Origin of the sequence: Marinobacter nanhaiticus D15-8W (assembly GCF_036511935.1) — a bacterium.
Classification (GTDB): domain Bacteria; phylum Pseudomonadota; class Gammaproteobacteria; order Pseudomonadales; family Oleiphilaceae; genus Marinobacter_A; species Marinobacter_A nanhaiticus.
Window position 1 is genome coordinate 1221300 of the sequence record NZ_AP028878.1, and the last position, 16598, is coordinate 1237897.

Sequence of the window (16598 nt, forward strand, 5' to 3'; positions counted from 1 at the left end):
TCAAAGGTGATGAACAAATTATTTGTTTGTGTCGGTTAAGTTTACATCCACTCCCGTGATCCATCCTTTTAAATTTAAAAGTTGTTTAAAATCAGTCGTTTAAAATTATGGCATAAGGATTGCTTTAGAGTGATTGAGGCTGGGTTTTAACTTTAGCTGTCAGTTATCAAAATCAAGGAGAGATAACCTAATGAAAAGTGCCCTGAAGAAAACGCTTCTATCATCCCTGGTTGTGCCTTTCGCGTTGGGTGCGCAGTCAGCCTCTGCTGAGCTGATTACTGATTGGGGTTTCGATGTCGATAGCCAGTTCACAGACTGGACTGCTAGTTCTGGAAACGGCGCCGTCACATCATCTGCCGACAATAAAACCCTGTCTTGGGGTACCGTAAATCCGGATGAGCAGTCTTCAATCTCGATCACAGATGTCTCGGCGCCAAGCGGGCTGATGACCAATGGTGGTTACGTCGATGGCGGCGTTTTTACACATAACAACTTTGTTATCAGCGACCGAGACGCGGCGTTAACCAGTTTTGATCTGACCTCAACACTGACGCTAACACCTTACGCTCCGACCAGTGGTGACTCGTACACTGTACCGTCGATTACGTTTAACAGTTTCTTCAGTGAGACGTTCAACGGCGGCTCATGTGTAGACGCGTCGGTTTCGACCTGTGATGACATCTTCACAGTCTTTAACATCAATGAGCTGGATGCTGTGCAAACTGATGATGGCTACGAGTTTGCGTCGCAGTCATTCACGATCGATGACTACACTTACACTGTGTTTCTGGAGCTGGCAGGTCTGACAATGTTGGACGCCGATGCCTGTGAAGAAGCAGGTGCGCTAGTAGGTTGTGTTGGTCTGTTGACTCAGGAAGGCAACGAAAACAACTTCGAGACCCGCTTCCGCATCACCGCCACAGAGGTACCCGAGCCTGGCACCCTGGCCCTGATGGGTATGGGTCTGGCAGGATTCGGCCTCTCTCGTCGCAAGAAAGCAGCAAAGTCTTAATATCTGAGAGACTGAGCTGATAAAAAAGCCCCCGATCGTGAGAACGGGGGCTTTTTCGTTTAAGACTGCTGTGTGACAACGGAGCCTTCTGTCAGTCGCCAAGCAACAATTGATAACTACCAAACAGCTAACGGCAGACTACCAAGTATCTATCAATTGAACGCCCTACAACGACCGCCCCATCAGGCGACCCTTCTCTCGCTACGCTTGAGCTCAGGTTCCGCCGGAAGGTAACGACCACCATCCGTGATCAGCGACCAGACATCCGGACGACGTCTGCGAATGCCTTCAACCAGGGACGCCGCCTCGGTATAGGCAGGTCGGCGCTTGCCGTGGTACTCCATGATCGGGCCCACATGGTCGAACTCGACACCGAAGCGTTTCAGCAGGCGCAGTTGGGCTGGCTCCATCACCGCCATCCAGTGGGTAATGCCGTGCCGTACTGACATCTGCAGTATCGCGGCAAACAGGCCAAGGCTGATATAAGGCATGGCGCGTTTACCGTTTTCGGCATCAGAGTAGTAAGCGTGTTCGCTAATACCCGAAACGGATTGATCCTCGTTGAGACGACGCCGGAATTCACGGCTTACTGCCATACGGGATATTTCCGCAATACGATGACGAGGCGTGGCGGCAATGGCATTCTTTGCATGCTGATCCATGTGCGGGACACATGGCCCTTCCATGGGAAAATCCGCCCTTTCCGGATTGTCTCCAGAAAGTACGAGGCGAACGGCTGCAACGCTATCGCCGGTAATACGATGCCGGATGAGCGCATGTGCTGAACGCGGATCGTAACTGTCACGCTCCCGTTTATCGTGGAAGCAGTTCGGGTCTTCGAATGAGCGGTCGATGCAATACACCTGGTACCGAACTTCGTAGACCGTATTGATCGCCTCGGGAGTTAACGCCAATTCAACATTGAATACGGAATTGAAGATAGTGCTGACGTCTTCCTGGACTTCGCTAGGTTGTGTGATTCCTGTATCTCGCTGAAGAGCAAAGCCTGTCTGCATTGTTAGGTCCTCATTCGTCCCTTTGACAGGGAGCTGTTATGCCGATAATTCGCAGGTTTATGGAAAATCGCCGTTAAATCGTTGTATTGCGGCGTACTACGGTTGTATCGAGGTTACAGCTCATCAGACCTCGGAGTGCTGGATCCTGGACACGTAACGTCCTGGTGCCAGGATAAAGTTGGGATCGACGGCGGCTTTCAGCTGGCTCGCCAGCTTCGAGAAAGCCGAGCCCTGGGCGTGTATCGAGCCCATTGCGTCGATATTAAGGCGGTACGGCAAGAAGCCTTCCCTTCTTCCAGCTTCGTACAATGCCTTGTAACAAGCGTTGGCCCGCGCCGTTGCTTCCGGATCGTTACGATCGAACAGCAGGGGCACAGTGGAGTCGAAACAGCGATCACTCACTGTTGTCAACGTGATAAGAGGGTTGATGCCGTACTGCGGACAGATCCTCTCGATCATGTCGGTATAACGCCGGACGTCGTCCCCACGAATGGGGACCAACGGCGCAAACCATATAAGCCCGCATCCATCACGGGCCGGGTTTTTCGGCTGTCCGGGACCAGGCAGTTCCCCGGAACGCCAATATGCCAGCGCCAATGCCACTTCGTTGGGAGCGCCATGCATAATCTCCAAAGCGCCGGACAATGTATCGGCCATACCCTGGAGCCGGGTCGCCAGCTTGCCGGGCAAGAGTCTGGCAAGGTTGCGGGCCGTGTTCACTTTCCGACGATCAACAAAGACAAGCCGGTCGGTTACCGGGCCGAGCAGTCGGCGTAAGGTTCGCCGCGCAGCCCGGGCCACTTCCTTACTGGCGTAGATCGCGCCCACGCCACTCCAGGCCGCGACGCCGTGACTGTTCGCCATCTTCTCGACTTCTTGCGGGGGGAGCACACCATCAACCGCCTTGTCTTCAGGAAAAGGCGTCATCATGGAAAGCATGCGCTGGTCGTTGAGGAGGTTGATCGCCACAACGGAACCCGTGAGTGCGCGTAATACCGCTCTGACGGTTGGGACGAGAGCTTCCAGTCTGGCGTCGTCTTTCGTCGAGAAGAAGAATGCAGTGATGGTCTCGGGCGCCGGGGCAAGGGCGATCGTCATACGCACGACCACACCAAAATTGCCCTGGCTGAAAAGACCGTCGATGTAAGGCCCCACGCCCCACTTAAAGAGCCTGTCCACCTCTTGACCGCCAAGCTCGCTGAGCGCGGTTTCGTAAATACTCCCGTCCGGCAGGACGGCTTCAATCTTTGTGACTGCAGCAAAGTGATCGGTGATGGGCGTAATGCCGTATCCCCGTTCGAGCGCATTGCCAAGAAGGCTGCAGGTTGGTCCTGCTCCGGTGACCGGCACCAGGTAGTCGCCATCGTTCTGGTCAAGGAACTTTCGTAGCGCACCTTGTGTCACACCCGGTTCAACCGTGACGACGCCGAGTTCGGGATCGAAATCACTAATGCGATTGAGTTGGCTCAAGTCGAGAACCACGCAATCGTCCTCGACGGGGTTGGCGCTACCGTAACCCCAGTTGTTGCCCGTACTGACCGGATAGACAGCGATACGCCACTGCTGTGCGACTTTTAGAATCGCGGCGATCTCTTCCCGGTTTCCCGGTTTGAGTATCGCTGGAATGTTGCGCTTTGCGCCGATAGTCGACGCGCCGATCGTGGACGCACCAAAGGCTTCTGCAGTGGCGGGAATGACTCTCGATTCGCCCAGGATGTAGGTCCACTCTGTAAGCGCAGATTCTAGGGAGGTGCTATTCACGAATGTTCCAAAAAGTTATGAAAAAAGGTTTGTAATAACGTCCTGTCCTCGCATTAACATCCTGTTATGTTTTGCTGACAACTTGTTCATGAATTGCGCGGAATTATAGGCGAGAAAAGCCGGCCAAAACTACGATATTGAGTTACGTCTTTGAAAATGGTTGTAATCAGCCTTGTTCAAGGCAAACAATAAGTTGTGGGCCATATTGAGAAGTCGTGTCACGCGGTATCATTAAAACTAGTTAACCTAAGTTAAGTATCGATTTTTCCGGTTAATTAAAGTGAAATATTTGGCGACACGTGTATAGGCTTCACATATAAAAAGGCGTCTTGTTGATTGTTTTATTGTGTATACAAAACTATCAGTGCTGCATAAATACGCGCCAATCACCTGCAGATCCGCCTAGCATATCGCTCACAAATATACGTCGATGGATTCACCAAAATGACAACGCAGTACCTGCTGTTTCCCCTGATCGCTGTCACCTTTTTACTTTCGGCTTGCTCTGGCCCGAACACGCCTCAAGAGGTCTCTGAAGCGTTCTGGCAGTCGATGCTCGAAGGCGACGCCGGCTCCGCCAATACATATTCCACGCTCGTCGACGATGCGGCTTCCGATAGTTATGAGCAGGATTGGCGAGGTGTTGGCGTAGATTGGGGGCGGGTGGTCATCGATGGTCACCAGGCGAGCGTCGAAACCACATTGCGGGGCCTGAAGGGACAGAGCGAGCCACGGGAGGTGACCACGTACCTGGTGAAAAAGGATGACCAGTGGTTGGTGGATTATTACCGCACCGGTGACGCCCTCGATCGGGGGCCGCTGTTCGGCGACGTGCTGAACAAGCTGGGAAGGTTGGGTGAGGAACTGCAGGCCCGCAGGTCACAGCAGTCCAGCGAGATGGTGAGAGAGATCGAGCGGCTGAACGACGATCTGGAACAAAAGGCTGAACAGGCCAACGAGCATTTTTCCAGTCTGCTTCAGGAATACGCCGAAGCACTGGAGCATCATCTCGATGCGTTTTCCCGGTCCATTAACGAGGCGCTGCAGAATCATCCCGCAGCACCACCGGAAGATCGCCGCCGGTTGAACCAGGCGGTGCTTCGCCTGGACGTGCAGCGCGACAATCTGGATACGCCCGACCTTCGGTCGGTGGCCCGGAGCTCCCAGACCGCCGTCCAAACTCAACTGGAACTCGCACAGCTCAGTGACGAATTCGCCGGCTATAAGGCTGAATGGAAACAGCGCGTCGCGAAGATGGAGGAAGGGCTGGCGGATCTCCTCCAGCGGGCACGTCAGCCTACAGGCTAAGCTTTGGGGTTTTCGATCAGAACAGCCCCATCTGTGGCTGTTTTTCCTTGAGGCGTAACGGTTCCAGGGCCGGTATCCGTTCGTGCAGCAGTTCGCTCCATAGTCCTGCAAGCGGCAGGGCGTCGCCATTGTCTGGCATATGTATAAAGAAGAAAGGCTTTTGGCCTTCCTCAATCCATAGGGCTACCCGTTCCACCCAGGGCTCCAGGAAGGCGCGGTTCGCGTCCAGGTCCGGGTGGCCGATATAGCGGACGACGGGGGGCGCATCCACGGGCAGCACGTGCACCGGTAGTCTGGGCTTCTTGCGTTGGGCCTCTATTGTTGTCTCACTGTCGGGCGAGGCAGCGAACAAGGCGCGGCTGTCGAATGATACGCGGGCGATATTGCGTTCGCGCAGGCCCCGATTCAGCGCTTTCTCCGCTTCTCCCTTGCTGAAGAAGGCCGTATGCCGAACCTCGACCGTGCACGAGAGCGACGACGGCAAGCCATCGACGAAGCGCCACAGGCGGTCCAGGTGTTCTGGTCCGAATGCGGCAGGCAACTGCAGGAGGAATGGACCCAGGACATCCTCCAGCGGGGCGACAATTTCCAGGAATGAACCGACTTCTGACCGCGGCCCAGCCAGCAATTGTTCGTGCGTAATCGGCCTAGGAAACTTGAACAGGAAGCGGAAGTTGTCCGGCACCTGCGTCCGCCACTGCCGGCATTGCGCCTGGGTGGGGGTGGCGTAGAACGTGGTATTGCCTTCGACACAATTGAGAACCTGGCTGTACCGCTCAAGCGGACTGCCGCCGGGTGGTAGCAGGCGGTTCCAGTCGGGATCTTGCCATTGGGGGCAGCCGAGGAAATAGGGTGTGGTCATTTTTTAGTGCTATGTAAAGGGGGCGCGATCGTGAATATAGCGAATTACATGGCTGCGTCAGTCAGCGCCTTATTCTACCCGGTTTCCCGGCAGCTGTGCCGATCTACCGCTGGATCAGGTGTCGTAGAAGCCCTTGGATTCAAGCGCCACCCTAATGCGGTCGACCATGGTATTGCTGAGTTGGCGATAATCCGGATAGGGCGTCAGTAGTAAGCGTTTATCGGGATCGATCAAAACCTCGGATTGGTCCACCAGCGGTTGTGCATCATGGTGAAGATGGCCGAAACGTTGGAGATTTTCTTTACCGCCGATCCAGTGCCAATGGCTTCCCTCGTCCAGCTCAGGCGAAAAACCCAGGGCCGTATCCCTGAACAGGTCCTGGTCCCGGAACTGTCGCCAGCCATCGGCCACCGGACTCGCAATCTTGGCCAGCAACGTTACGATCTTGCGCCAATGGTTGGAGTTCAGGGAGAGCAGGGCATGAGCATTCGGGTTTTCTATAAGCTGGATGAGTCCGCGGGGGCGGTGGGGAAGGTAGAGCGTCACGCGCGGAAAGTCTGGACCCAGGCGGCTATCTTTGGGCATGGCTCGGATGATCCTGTGACTTGAACGAAGCCGGCTGGTTCGTCTGCCAAGCATAGTGGGTGGGCTTCTCAGCCCCGAACCAGTCCAATCGCTCCGGTGGGTAGCGCAACAGCCCGTAGCGGAAACATCGCCGCTCGAAAGCCCATCAAATTGCTGCGGATGGTATTGGCAACATCAGGGCAAGAGCAAGGGTCTGTTACTCAGCCGCACTGACCCGCCAGATGATGTTGCCCACATCATCCGCGACTAGCAGGCCACCTTCCTTGTCGATAACAACGCCTACAGGGCGGCCCTGTGCTTTATCCTCTTCGCTGACGAAGCCCGTCAATACATCCACCGGCTGGCCACTGGGTTCGCCATTTTCAAACGGCACGAAAATGACCTTGTAACCGCTGCGCGGCTTGCGGTTCCAGGAACCGTGTTGGCCGACGAACATGCCGTTGCGGAACTGTTCGGGGAGGTTGTTGCCTTCGGCCGAGGTCAGGCCCAGTGATGCCGTATGCGGGCCAAGGGCATAGTCCGGCACAATGGCTTCGGCGACCTTCTCGGGAGCTGGCGGCTCCACTCGCTCGTCGACATGATCGCCGAAATAGCTGTAGGGCCAGCCGTAGAAACCGCCTTCCCGGACTGATGTCATGTAGTCCGGTACCAAGTCGCTCCCGAGTTCGTCGCGTTCGTTGACGGCAACCCAGAGCTCGCCCGTATCAGGCTGCCACGCCATACCTACGGGGTTGCGCAGGCCGGTGGCATATTCCCGGTACTCGCCGGTTCCTGGATCGATCTCCCAAATGGCCGCACGGCCTTTTTCCTTATCGAGGCCTTTTTCGCCAACGTTGCTGTTGGAGCCCACGCCTACATACAGCTTGCTGCCATCCGGGCTGGCCACAAGGCTCTTGGTCCAGTGGTAGTTGATCTGCCCTGCGGGCAGCTCCGTGACTTGGCTACCCTCGGCGGTGATACGCGTCTGCCCCTCCTCGTATGGAAAGCGGACTACCGCGTTGGTATTGGCGACATAGAAATCGTTACCCACGAGGGCCATGCCGAAGGGTGACCGCAGGTCCTCCAGGAATGTCGAGCGTTCATCGGCAACGCCATCGCCGTCAGTGTCCCGCAACAGCGTGATGCGGTCGGCGCTGGGAACCGAAGCGCCAGCGTCTTCCATTATCATGCCCTGGATCCAGCCGCGGATGCTGAAGCCGTCGTCTTCACCGCCGGACTTGGGTTGGGCATTGGTTTCGGCGACCAACACATCGCCGTTGGGGAGTACATAGAGCCAGCGGGGATGCTTCAGGTCATCGGCGAACGCTTCGACCTGTGTGCCTTCGATTGCCTGGGGCTTTTCGCCGGAGGGCCAGCCGGTGGCCTTGGCGATGTTGACGGTTGGGATGAAGGTCTGGGTAGGGTCGGGCAACTTCGGATCCTTTCCGGTGCCTTCGGAAACCGAGAGCTGGGCTTTGTCGCCGCACGCTGCAAGCAGAAAGATCAGTCCGACGGGTATAAGCGGATTGGGCCGTTGCATAAGCATCCTTTCCCTGGTGCCAAGAGAGTAGTGGCCAAACGAGTAGTACCGGACGAGTAGTACCGAGCGAATAGTGCCAAGCGAATAGTCGAGCATTCCCGAGCACTCTATTATCCGAGGTTGCCAGTCTTTAAGTTGTCTGACCAGTCTCCAGAGGCCACAGTCGGACTGATAAATCCTTTCTTTTCGTCCATCTATCTTCAGGGAACGGGGGTAAATCGATGAGCGCTATGCTCAGTGCGTACATGAACTCATCTTTGATTCTGCGTGTAGGCATTGCTCTCGTGCTGGGCGTGGTTGTCGGTCTGCTGGGTGGGCAGCCGGTTGCGGACTGGCTGGCGCCGTTTGGCGACCTGCTCTTGCAGCTCCTGAAATTCCTGATCGTGCCGATCATCCTGTTCACACTCATGGTGGGCGTCAATCAGGCCAATGTCGGCAGCATGGGACGTGTCGGTCGAAAGTTGCTGGGCTACTACGTAGCGACCACCGCGTTTGCCATTGTTGTCGGATTAACAGTGGCAACCCTGCTGGAGCCGGGTACCGGCATGACACTGGATGAGAATGCTCAGGTGGAGGTGCCTGAGAACCCCGGCTTCGTCAACGTGCTGCTCAGTATCGTACCGACCAACATTGTGGGCGCCTTCAGTGAACCCAATCTGCTTGGCATTATCTTCACGGCCATCGTTTTTGGCATTGCGCTGTTGAAACTGCGTGAAAGCAAATCCCATGGGGAGCAGGGAGAGCGCCTATATCAGGTGGTCGAAGCACTAAGTGCCGTAACCCTGAAGGTGATGGCTGGTGTGCTCCACTATGTCCCGATTGGCGTGTTCGCGATTGTCGCAGAGACGGCGGGCGAGCAGGGCGTCAATACCATCCTGGCGCTGGGCGACATGGTTCTCGTCCTCTATGTCGCGCTACTCATCCATTTGCTGATCTATTGCGGGTTGATGCGGCTATTTGGCGTTCAATTGGGACCGTTCTTTCGCGAAGCGCGTACCCCGATGGCCACTGCTTTTGCCACCCAGAGCAGTTCCGGTACGCTCCCGCTTACCCTGGACGCCGCCCGTCGTATGAATTTGCCGCAGAGTATCTACGGCTTCAGTCTGCCGCTGGGCGCGACCATTAACATGGACGGTGCGGCCATCCGTATCGCCATTTCCGCCGTGTTTGCAGCCAACGTGGCGGGCGCGCCGTTGGACCTGGTCACCATGGTCGAGATCGTGTTGATAGGTACGCTAATATCCGTCGGCACGGCGGGTGTACCCGGAGCGGGTATCGTTATGATAGCCACCGTTTTTGCCCAGGTGGGCCTGCCCATCGAGGCCGTGGCTCTCCTCGTTTCCATCGATGCTCTGGTGGGTATGGGGGCGACGGGGCTCAATGTGACTGGCGACCTGGTAGGTACAGCCATCATTTCCCGAACTGAACGGAAGTATGTGAGAACGGGAGAGCAAACGCAGCGTGATGGCGGTGAGGCAAAGGTCGATGTCGCGACGTAACTGGCATATAGATTGAGTCGTATGTACGGGGAGTTTGTCCATTTCAGGCGTCTGGACGTCTCATTCTGGTTCGGTCCTTTAAACCTCCTGCCGGCCTTGTTTGCTTGCTGGGTTTGTTCGTGGTGAAACCCGGCAAACTGAACTATATAGAAGGGGAGTGTCCCGGTAGGAGAGTTACTCTAGAGGGAAACGTGCTCAAGCAGCACAAGTTAATAGAGCGAGATGGGTGCAACACGGCTGCGGTTTAATTCTCAGGTGTGTGTCTTTAGCAAGGGAGGCTAGGGTCATGACACGTTCCATATACTCCATTCTTGCAGTTCCATTCCTTGCAGTTGTTCTTATAGCGACCGCCGAAGTGGCATTTGCAGGCAGTGATAGCGGTGTCTATATCGGTGGTTCTGTGGGCTCGTCACAGCTGGATTACGACGACGAGCTTGCGGATATCGGGGAAGTTGAGTTCGATGACGACGATGCCGGCTACAAGATCTTCGTCGGCTATAACCTTGGGCTGATCCCGCTGGTGGACCTGGCTGTTGAAGGCGCCTATGTGGACTTTGGCAACTTCAGTGGCAGGATTGCCGGTGCCAGTGGACGGGATCTGGACGTGACCGGCTGGACCGGCGCTGGACTCGCCGGTTTCAAGTTGGGGCCCATCGGCGTGTTCGGTAAGGTCGGCGCCATTAACTGGGACAGTGATATCGATGTGATAGGCGACGATGACGGCACCGATCCTTTCTATGGCGTGGGTGCGCGTTTTACCCTGTTCTCGTTTCAGGTCAGGGCGGAATACGAGCGCTATGACCTGGATGATTTCGATATCGACTACTTTTCGGTGGGCGCAGCGTTCACCTTTTGAAACCATCCTTGAGCCGGGCAGCGCCCAGGCGCTGGTTGTCCCGGACCTCCCCCCCCTCACGTACGTTCTAGTCGGGATATTCTTCCCGTGTGCGTGGCTTCTCGTCGCGCTGTTTTAAACCTGTTTCACATGGGTTAAGGCGCTCAAATTGGCGCTGGACCACGATCCGGGTAACGGCGGCGATGGAAACGGCTCCCCCAGAGTTAATCAGAGCCTCTCAAGGTTACAGGATTTGGACTGCCCCGCCCGTGCCGCCTACCTTTGAAGTAAACGAAGGGGAGAAAGGCAATGGAGGAACTTGCGCGCAAGCTTGGGTTGAGGACCAACCCGACTATTTTCTTCGTTTCGGCGGGGATCATGGTCGTTTTCCTGATAGCCATCCTGGTGGCGCCAGGTCCGATTGGGGACGCTTTCGGCGCGGGACGAACATGGATCGTCACCAATCTCGGCTGGTTCTTTATCTTCGGGGTCACCAGCTGGGTTGCCTTCCTGCTCTACATGGCGCTCAGCCGTTATGGGTCGATACGTCTGGGCGGCAATGATGCCAAGCCTGAATACGGCAACATTTCCTGGTTCACCATGTTGTTTGCAGGCGGTATCGGTACCGTCCTGATGTTTTGGGGGGTGGCCGAACCCATGTCGCATTTCGCCAACCCTCCCCGCCCGGATGTCGAACCCTTCACCGTCGAAGCCGCCGACGACGCCATGGGCTTTGCCATCTACCACCTGGGGTTGCATACCTGGGCGATCTTCACCCTGCCCGGGCTTGCGTTCGCCTACTACATCTACCGCTATGATCTGCCGATGCGTTTCAGTTCGGTGTTCTACTCGCTGATCGGGAACAGGATCTATGGTCGGCTGGGCAAGGCGCTGGATATTTTTGCCATCTTGGGAACACTGTTCGGGGTGGCGGTTTCGCTCGGTATGGGTACCCAGCAGATCAATGCCGGCCTGACCGAATTGCTCGGCGTCCCCAATGCCGTCGGCACCAAGGTGATCATTATCGGTGTCCTGACCACCGTTGCTGTCTGCTCTATCGTGGCCGGTCTGGATAAGGGCATCAAAGTACTGTCGAACATCAATATCGGCATGGCCGTGGGGTTGATGTTCTTCGTTCTGTTCGCCGGTTCCACCGTCTTCCTGCTGCGCGCCCTGGTTGAGACTTTCGGTATCTACATTACCAATTTCTTGCCGATGTCGTTCTGGAACGACGCGCTGGCGGAATACACCCACGAGCAAGGTGGTTGGGGCTGGCAGGGCAACTGGACGGTCTTCTACTGGGCCTGGACAGTCACCTGGTCGCCGTTCATCGGCATATTCGTGGCGCGGATTTCCAAGGGGCGGACCATCCGCGAGTTTGTCCTGGGTGTTTTGTTTGCGCCATCAATCTTTACCCTGGTCTGGTTCGCGATTTTCGGCTGGTCGGCAATGGAAATTGACGGTATCGGCCAGGAGGCGCGGGCTGCACTCGGTGACCAGGCGGGCGCCCTGGCGCAGGAAGTGGAGCAAAGTATTCCGCTGGCGATTTTTGCGTTCTTCGACCACTTCCCTGCAGCTACCCTGATCCAGGGGCTGTCCGTTGTGATCGTCGCCATCTTCTTCTCCACCTCATCGGATTCGGCGTCCTTGGTGGTCGACATGCTGTGTACGGGTACCCCGGACCCGGGTCCGGTGCACCAGCGCGTATTCTGGGGTGTGTCGGAAGGTGCGCTCGCAGCCCTGCTTATCGTCCTGGCGGGCGAGGCTGGCCTGACAGCCTTGCAGCAGGTGATCACCGTTGTCGGGTTGCCTATGTTTATCCTCGTGTGCGTCATGGCCGTTGCGTTATTCCGGGGTGTGCTGCGGGAAAATATCAGCGAGGTTAGGGTCGGCCTGCCGCCCAAGGTCGAGGAGCTGCGAGAGTAGCGGCGACCCTCTCTAGCTGCGTGAGCTTTAGCTCTTGTGCCCGGTTTTTCCGGGCACTTTCCCGAACTTTTTAGTTCGTCTGGCAGGTCGTCGTCGCAAGGCGCGCCCTTCAAATGCCTGTTTTTACCACGGTGGCGACGCTTGAGGCCCTCACGAAATAAACATAAGAGATTCTCATTTGACGTACCTTCCCTTAATATGCGCCCCTCTTGCTCGAAATTTGTTCGCCTAGAACAGCTGTTATTGCGTGTATTACCGCGTGCCTATTGGTTGCGTACGGCTTCGCCGGTACGCGCTTGTTGTATAGCTATGTGCTAAAAAGCTGCTGAATAACCGTCTGGAGACGCTATGCCATCCACCTCGAATTCAACAATGGAAATCTATACCCCCGTGACCCTGCTTTGGGATCGTGTCCTGATGCTCCCAATTGTGGGTGTCGTTGATTCCCAGCGTGCGCAGTCCATTATGGAAACGATGCTTGCCCGCATCGAGGAGACCGAGGCGCGGGTCGTGATTCTCGATATCGAAGGGGTGGAGACGGTCGATACGGCCGTTGCCAATCACTTGATCAAGATTACCCAGGCTACCCAATTGATGGGCGCGCGCTGTGTGGTTTCCGGTATTTCTCCGGCTATCGCCCAGACGCTGGTTCAGTTGGGGATTCCTCTAACCGAGATCGTGACTCGGGCGACACTTCGTGACGCGGTGTATTACGCATTGCAGACGCTGGGGCTCGATATCCGTCAGTCAGCGAATTCACCCCTACGGTAACTTTCGTGAAGAAAACAGTAGGTCAATAGCATGGAAGCGGAAGCCAATTACCCTCGAGCGGGAATGTACGTCATGGGTAAGTGCCTGATCGTATCGGTTCAGGTTGAGCTCTATGACGATGTCGTTGTACAGGTTCAGAATGGAATACTGGCGAAAGTGCGTGAATCTCGTCTTCGGGGCGTTCTGCTCGACGTTTCGATGGTCGAAATCATGGATGCGCATATCACCCAGTGTCTGAGTGAGACACTCCAGATGGTGGAAATGCTCGGCGCACGTACTGTCATGGTGGGTATAAGGCCTGCCGTGGCGAGTGCATTGATGGATCTGGATACGCCACCTCTGCATTTGCGTACAGCGGTCACCCTGGAGCAGGGGATGGCGATGCTTGAGCCTTTCATACAGGATAGTGAGCCCGCGTCGTTGAGCGAGGATGATCCTGTTTCGATCGATGAAGCTGAGGTTGATGCCGACGCCCCTGCCGTCGATGATAGCGTGTCCTTACTGGATGACTATACGAGCCAGGCTCTAACCACTCCAACCGACCCGGAAAACACTCGTGGGCGCTGACCGTGATATACGCTATGTGGAAATTAATAAAGAAAACGATGTCGCCCATGCAGTCTTCGAAGCTCATGACCTTTCTTCCGCCATGGGGTTTCGTCGAACCGACCAGTTTATGATTGCCACTTCCGTGAGCGAATTGGCGCGCAACGCGTCCCTTCACGGCGGCGGGGGGCGGATAACATTAAGGGCGGTCACTGAGAATGGGCGTACTGGTATAGAGGTGATCGCCGAGGATACGGGATCAGGTATAGCCGATATCGATAAGGCGTTGCAGGAAGGGTTCAGCACCATCGGCACCCTGGGGCTTGGGCTGCCGGGCGTGAAACGCCTGATGGACGAGTTCTGTTTCGACGACCAACGAAAACAGGGCACCCGCATTGTGGTGCGTAAGTGGCTCAGATGACCCTGCATTTGGATTATGCGTTGGCGACGCAATCTCACATCGATGAGGACGCCGATGTTTGTGGGGATACCGGGTTAATAAAAAACACTGATGAAGGGGTATTCCTCGCGCTCATCGATGGGCTGGGTCACGGGCCTGATGCAGACGAAATCGCGCGTCAGGCGCGGTCATACCTCGAGCATGCGTATCGAAAGGCCAGCCTGGTCGATATCATCCAGGGTTTGCACCAAAGCCTTCGCAGGACCAAGGGGGCCGTGGTGGCTCTCTGTCGAATCAATACGTCCTCTGGTGAGCTGAATTATGCCGGCGTGGGGAATATCAGCGCCAAGCTCTACGCGCCGAACCCCATTACGTTCGTTCCTCGGGAAGGCATTGTTGGAGACGTCATGAGCAGCCCGCGTGAAGAAACACTCATTCTTTCCCCGGGCATGGTTCTGATTTTACACAGCGATGGTTTACCGGCACACAAGGATTTTAGCGGGGCGTTGTCTAGCGAGCGCTCGGCTCAGGCGATCGCCGAAGGTCTTTTGTTTGAGTATGGCAAGGACGACGACGATGTCAGCTGTATCGTAGTCAAGGTGGACTGAATGATTGAATTGGCGACGTTTCCCATAAACAGCTCAGCGGCAATAACCGGCGCGCGTAATCGCGTACGGTTTCTCGCGGAGGATCTGGAGTTTGATGTCTTCGCATCGACCCGCCTGGCGGCTGTAACCTCCAACCTTTGTCGCAGACTCTATAAGCACGGAAACGATGCCAGCCTCACCATCGGCTTTGGTGAATACCACCAGGATTGCAGTCTGCAGCTGATTTTCAGGGGTAGCAGCAATCCATTAAGCCGCCACGACGCCGGATCCCTCTTCGACGACGCATACCCACTTCGCCTCGAAACTGGTCACCACGGATTTACGGTGATCAAGCGTATACCGAACCGGGCATTCGATCCGTCGGAACGCTTTATTATCGACCAACGCGAGCGTTTGGTTCGTCTAACGAAGGCAGAATTACTCGAAGAGGTGCAGCAGCGGAACGAGGAACTTACCGCCTTGCTCGACGAGGTGAAACAGCAATCCGAACGGGAAAAAGAGCTCGCGGCTGCTGCGGCAGTCGCGGAAGTGGAACGTCGCGAGGCCCGCGAACTGGAAAAGGCCTACCGCAAATTGGCCAAGGCCCACGAGCATGAGCATCGGCTCGCCAACTACGATGCGGTCACGGGCCTGCCTAACCGGACCTGCTTCGAGGATCGGTTGACCCAGGCTATAGAACGAGCCGAACGTGAACCGCAAAACCTGGCGGTCATGTTCCTGGATCTCGACCACTTCAAGAATGTGAACGACACGGTCGGTCACGCAGAAGGGGACCAGCTGTTGCGCGAAGTAGCTGAGCGGCTGCTGGGATGCGTTCGCAAGAGCGATACCGTGGCCCGCCTGGGCGGTGACGAGTTCACACTGGCCCTTATGAACATCGCCCATCCCGAAGTGGCCGCCGAGGTGGCGCGCAGTATCCTGCAGAGCATCTCGCAGCCGTTTGTCCTTGGAGGGCGCGAATTCTATATCGGCAGCAGCATTGGTATCGCCGTTTATCCGGACGATGGCGACACCGTTGATCTCCTGTTGCGCAATGCCGACACGGCCATGTATGAAGTCAAGAAGCTGGGCCGCAATAACCACCAATTCTACTCCCCAGAGATGAACAGCCAGGCCAAGGCGAGGCTGGACCTGGAAAATAGTTTGCGCAAGGCCGTTAAGAACGAGCAACTGAAACTGTACTACCAGCCCCAGCTCGACTGTGCCACGGGTGAAATCGTCTCGATGGAGGCCCTGTTACGCTGGCATCACGACGACTACGGCTCGATGCCCCTGGAGCAGTTCATTCCCCTGGCCGAGGAAACCGGTTTGATCGTGGACATCGGGTATTGGGCGGTGCGGGAAGCCTGTCGACAAAACAAGGCGTGGCAGGATGCCGGCTATGCGCCAATGCCTGTGGCCGTGAACCTTTCGATGCGTCAGTTCGAGCAGCGTGACCTGGCTGACGACATTATGGACATCCTGGACGAAACCGGGCTTGATCCCCGGTGGCTGGAACTGGAACTCACTGAAGGTGTGTTTCTCCATCATGTCGAGAGCGCAAGAGCGATGCTAGCTTCGCTCAAGAAAGCCGGCGTGATCATCTCAATCGATGATTTCGGGACGGGATATTCGTCGTTGAGCCAGCTCAGGCGACTGCCGATCGATACGATCAAGGTGGATTGCGCGTTCAGCCAGGGTATCACCGAGGATCCGGACGACGCCGCCATCGTCAGCTCCATTATCGTATTGGCGCATAACCTCAAACTGAATGTGATTGCCGAGGGGGTCGAGAACGAAGCCCAGTTGGCGTTCCTGCGGGAGCACGGGTGCAACCAGTGGCAGGGCTATCTGTTCAGCAAGGCGCTGCCCCCTGAAGATTTCGAAGCGCTCTTGCGCGAACGGCATAGCCCTGAGCGGAAAAGCGGCACTGGGGGGTGAGAAGAACCCTACCATCCTTTTTGCTATTAT

At 56.2% G+C, this 16598-nt stretch carries 15 protein-coding genes; 10 read left to right on the top strand and 5 right to left on the bottom strand.

Going from position 1 to position 16598, the window contains the following annotated elements:
- The first annotated feature begins 190 nt into the window (after nt 1-190).
- A complete protein-coding gene (locus RE428_RS05570) occupies nt 191-1012 on the top strand; it encodes a THxN family PEP-CTERM protein (protein WP_004580990.1) in 822 nt (273 codons plus the stop codon).
- 182 nt (nt 1013-1194) lie between these two features.
- Here the strand turns inward: RE428_RS05570 and RE428_RS05575 are convergent, their stop codons facing one another.
- Nucleotides 1195-2028 carry a PEP-CTERM/exosortase system-associated acyltransferase gene (locus RE428_RS05575; RefSeq protein WP_004580991.1) on the bottom strand — a complete coding sequence of 278 codons (834 nt, stop codon included), beginning with the start codon at nt 2026-2028 and terminating at the stop codon, nt 1195-1197.
- A gap of 123 nt (nt 2029-2151) precedes the next feature.
- A complete protein-coding gene (locus RE428_RS05580) occupies nt 2152-3789 on the bottom strand; it encodes an FAD-binding oxidoreductase (RefSeq protein WP_004580992.1) in 1638 nt (545 codons plus the stop codon).
- A 444-nt stretch (nt 3790-4233) separates the two neighbouring features.
- On the opposite strand from RE428_RS05580, the gene RE428_RS05585 reads away from it, so the two are divergent.
- Complete coding sequence (locus RE428_RS05585; protein ID WP_004580993.1) at nt 4234-5097, top strand: hypothetical protein; 864 nt, start codon at nt 4234-4236, stop codon at nt 5095-5097.
- Between the two features lie 16 nt (nt 5098-5113).
- Here the strand turns inward: RE428_RS05585 and RE428_RS05590 are convergent, their stop codons facing one another.
- The 3 genes from RE428_RS05590 to RE428_RS05600 form a co-directional block, all read right to left on the bottom strand.
- The gene (locus RE428_RS05590; RefSeq protein WP_004580994.1) at nt 5114-5959 is read right to left on the bottom strand and encodes a DUF72 domain-containing protein; all 846 of its coding nucleotides are present in this window, start codon (nt 5957-5959) and stop codon (nt 5114-5116) included.
- A 114-nt stretch (nt 5960-6073) separates the two neighbouring features.
- Nucleotides 6074-6544, bottom strand: a complete 471-nt coding sequence (locus RE428_RS05595) for a DUF6942 family protein (RefSeq protein ID WP_004580995.1) — start codon at nt 6542-6544, stop codon at nt 6074-6076.
- Nucleotides 6545-6740: 196 nt separating this feature from the next.
- On the bottom strand, nt 6741-8063 hold the full coding sequence (locus tag RE428_RS05600) for a PQQ-dependent sugar dehydrogenase (protein WP_004580996.1): 1323 nt from the start codon (nt 8061-8063) through the stop codon (nt 6741-6743).
- A 245-nt stretch (nt 8064-8308) separates the two neighbouring features.
- On the opposite strand from RE428_RS05600, the gene RE428_RS05605 reads away from it, so the two are divergent.
- From RE428_RS05605 to RE428_RS05640, 8 genes are all read left to right on the top strand, one after another.
- On the top strand, nt 8309-9562 hold the full coding sequence (locus RE428_RS05605) for a dicarboxylate/amino acid:cation symporter (protein ID WP_227500211.1): 1254 nt from the start codon (nt 8309-8311) through the stop codon (nt 9560-9562).
- 286 nt (nt 9563-9848) lie between these two features.
- Complete coding sequence (locus tag RE428_RS05610) at nt 9849-10418, top strand: outer membrane beta-barrel protein (RefSeq protein WP_004580998.1); 570 nt, start codon at nt 9849-9851, stop codon at nt 10416-10418.
- Nucleotides 10419-10706: 288 nt separating this feature from the next.
- Nucleotides 10707-12323, top strand: a complete 1617-nt coding sequence (locus RE428_RS05615; RefSeq protein ID WP_004580999.1) for a BCCT family transporter — start codon at nt 10707-10709, stop codon at nt 12321-12323.
- 372 nt (nt 12324-12695) lie between these two features.
- Nucleotides 12696-13094, top strand: coding sequence for an STAS domain-containing protein (locus RE428_RS05620; RefSeq protein WP_004581000.1), 399 nt, complete (start codon nt 12696-12698; stop codon nt 13092-13094).
- Between the two features lie 72 nt (nt 13095-13166).
- Nucleotides 13167-13661, top strand: a complete 495-nt coding sequence (locus tag RE428_RS05625) for an STAS domain-containing protein (protein WP_004581001.1) — start codon at nt 13167-13169, stop codon at nt 13659-13661.
- Nucleotides 13651-14061 (top strand): anti-sigma regulatory factor, encoded by a 411-nt coding sequence (locus RE428_RS05630; RefSeq protein ID WP_004581002.1) that lies wholly within the window; start codon nt 13651-13653, stop codon nt 14059-14061. The genes RE428_RS05625 and RE428_RS05630 overlap by 11 nt, the downstream gene beginning before the upstream one ends.
- Nucleotides 14058-14648: a SpoIIE family protein phosphatase gene (locus tag RE428_RS05635; RefSeq protein ID WP_004581003.1), complete on the top strand. Its 591-nt coding sequence runs from the start codon at nt 14058-14060 to the stop codon at nt 14646-14648. Before RE428_RS05630 ends, RE428_RS05635 begins: the two co-directional genes overlap by 4 nt.
- Nucleotides 14649-16568: a putative bifunctional diguanylate cyclase/phosphodiesterase gene (locus RE428_RS05640; protein WP_004581004.1), complete on the top strand. Its 1920-nt coding sequence runs from the start codon at nt 14649-14651 to the stop codon at nt 16566-16568.
- Nucleotides 16569-16598 lie beyond the last annotated feature (30 nt).

Bases quoted from the DNA above. Each gene is read 5' to 3' on its own strand.
- RE428_RS05605 (WP_227500211.1), top strand. From the start codon at position 8,309: ATGAACTCATCTTTGATTCTGCGTGTAGGCATTGCTCTCGTGCTGGGC.
- RE428_RS05620 (WP_004581000.1), top strand. From the start codon at position 12,696: ATGGAAATCTATACCCCCGTGACCCTGCTTTGGGATCGTGTCCTGATG.
- RE428_RS05595 (WP_004580995.1), bottom strand. From the start codon at position 6,544: ATGCCCAAAGATAGCCGCCTGGGTCCAGACTTTCCGCGCGTGACGCTC.
- RE428_RS05585 (WP_004580993.1), top strand. From the start codon at position 4,234: ATGACAACGCAGTACCTGCTGTTTCCCCTGATCGCTGTCACCTTTTTA.
- RE428_RS05575 (WP_004580991.1), bottom strand. From the start codon at position 2,028: ATGCAGACAGGCTTTGCTCTTCAGCGAGATACAGGAATCACACAACCT.
- RE428_RS05600 (WP_004580996.1), bottom strand. From the start codon at position 8,063: ATGCAACGGCCCAATCCGCTTATACCCGTCGGACTGATCTTTCTGCTT.
- RE428_RS05635 (WP_004581003.1), top strand. From the start codon at position 14,058: ATGACCCTGCATTTGGATTATGCGTTGGCGACGCAATCTCACATCGAT.
- RE428_RS05570 (WP_004580990.1), top strand. From the start codon at position 191: ATGAAAAGTGCCCTGAAGAAAACGCTTCTATCATCCCTGGTTGTGCCT.
- RE428_RS05625 (WP_004581001.1), top strand. From the start codon at position 13,167: ATGGGTAAGTGCCTGATCGTATCGGTTCAGGTTGAGCTCTATGACGAT.
- RE428_RS05615 (WP_004580999.1), top strand. From the start codon at position 10,707: ATGGAGGAACTTGCGCGCAAGCTTGGGTTGAGGACCAACCCGACTATT.
- RE428_RS05590 (WP_004580994.1), bottom strand. From the start codon at position 5,959: ATGACCACACCCTATTTCCTCGGCTGCCCCCAATGGCAAGATCCCGAC.
- RE428_RS05610 (WP_004580998.1), top strand. From the start codon at position 9,849: ATGACACGTTCCATATACTCCATTCTTGCAGTTCCATTCCTTGCAGTT.
- RE428_RS05640 (WP_004581004.1), top strand. From the start codon at position 14,649: ATGATTGAATTGGCGACGTTTCCCATAAACAGCTCAGCGGCAATAACC.